The following is a 1,854-nucleotide window of genomic DNA, read 5'->3' as shown; positions in this document are numbered from 1 at the left end:
GATCGACTTGAAGTCGATCTGTCCGTCACCCAGTGAACGGAAACGTCCTGGGCGCTCCACCCACCCCTGGTACCCCCCATAGACGCCGGAGCGCGCGTCGGGACGGAACTCGGCGTCCTTGACGTGAAACATGCGTATACGGTCGTGATAACGGTCGATAAACCCCAAGTAGTCCATTTGCTGAAGTAACAAGTGGCTGGGGTCATAGAGGATCGCTGCGCGGGGATGATGATTGACGGCTTCAAGGAAACGCTCGAAGGAGGCGCCGTCATGCAGGTCTTCACCGGGATGAATTTCGTAGCACAGGTCGACACCGGCCGCATCGAAGCAGTCGAGGATCGGCAGCCAGCGCTTGGCCAGTTCGGCAAAACCTTGCTCCACCAACCCTGCAGGGCGCTGCGGCCACGGGTACATATAGGGCCAGAGCAAGGCCCCGGAAAACGTTGCGTGTGCGGTCAGGCCCAGACGCTGGCTGGCGCGCGCCGCCAGTTTCAATTGCTCGATTGCCCACTCGGTGCGCGCCTGGGGCTGGCCGCGCAAATGCGCCGGGGCGAAGTCATCGAACAAGACATCAAAAGCCGGATGCACGGCCACCAACTGCCCTTGCAGATGGGTGGACAGCTCGCTGATTTCAACCCCGGCGTTGGCGCACACGGCCTTGAGTTCATCGCAATAGCTCTGGCTTTCGGCTGCACGTTCAAGGTCGATGTAACGCGTGCCAAGGGTCGGCAGCTGAATGGCTGTGTAGCCCTGGGAGGCTGCCCACTGGGCGATATTGGCCAGCGAGTCAAAAGGTGCCTCATCGCTGATGAACTGCGCCAGAAAAATCCCGGGGCCGCGCAGACCGTTCGAGTTCGCAATGGATGGTTGAGGTTTCATGGGTTGCACTCCAGCGGGGTCCATTTGGCATCGCTGGTGTGACTGGCGATGGCCGCTTCGATAAAGGCCATGCCGCGCAGGCCCACCTCAATCCCCGGAACACCCGGTGCGGTGTGGCCTTCAATCTCGCCGCGAATGGCCTTGGCAAAATCGCCATACAGATTGGCCATCGCTTCCAGGTAGCCCTCGGGATGGCCGGCGGGCAAGCGCATGCGCTGGGTCGCGGCTTCGCACAACCACGGTTGCCCGATGCCGGAGCGCAAGACGCGCATCGGTTGGTCGAGTGAGCGATGAATCAGGCTGGCGGGTTGTTCCTGGCGCCATTCAAGGCCGCCCTTGTCACCGTAGACCCGAATACTCAGCGGGTTCTCTTCCCCCGCACACACTTGGCTGGCGGTCAGCACGCCAGTGGCACCCTGCGCCATCTTGAACAGCATGGCGCAATCGTCGTCCAACTGACGGCCGTCCACATGCACACCCAGGCTGGCGCAGAGGTGGGTAACGGTTTGGTCAGCCACAAACTCTGCCAGGGAAAAGGCATGGGTGCCGATATCGGCGATGCAGCCGCCCACCCCGGACAGTTCCGGCTGCCCACGCCACTCGGCCTGTTTGTTGCCCTGCCCGGCCACATCCTGGCTGAGCCAGCCTTGGGGATACTCCACCAGGACCTTGCGTACTGCGCCGATCACGCCGCTGCGCACCATCTCCCGCGCTTGCCAGACCATCGGATAGCCCAGGTAGGTGTGCGCCAGCCCATACAGTCCGACACTGCTGTTCAGTCGGGTTTCAAGGCCTCGCAGTTCAGCCAGACTCAACGCTGCGGGCTTCTCGCTGAACACATGGAAGCCTGCGGTAAGTGCCTCGCTGGCCACCGGCGCGTGAAGATGATTAGGGGTAACGATTACCAGCAGCTCCATGCGCTGCTCAGCGGGTAACGCACGCTCGGCGTCAAGCATCAATTGCCAGGTGCTGTAG

The 1,854-nt window shown here is 62.0% G+C and carries 2 protein-coding genes; both read right to left on the bottom strand.

Going from position 1 to position 1,854, the window contains the following annotated elements; translation table 11 throughout:
- Positions 1 to 879 (bottom strand): sugar phosphate isomerase/epimerase (locus HX823_RS31260; protein ID WP_177078495.1); only part of this gene is annotated, 879 nt, incomplete at its 3' end.
- Positions 876 to 1,854, bottom strand: a 979-nt coding sequence (locus HX823_RS31255) for a Gfo/Idh/MocA family protein (protein ID WP_177078493.1), incomplete at its 5' end; no start/stop codon positions are given. The genes HX823_RS31255 and HX823_RS31260, both read right to left, overlap by 4 nt.

The sequence above is a fragment of the Pseudomonas sp. P7759 genome, from assembly GCF_013386445.1.
Classification (GTDB): domain Bacteria; phylum Pseudomonadota; class Gammaproteobacteria; order Pseudomonadales; family Pseudomonadaceae; genus Aquipseudomonas; species Aquipseudomonas azotoformans_A.
This window is presented reverse-complemented; position numbering and strand designations above follow the sequence as displayed.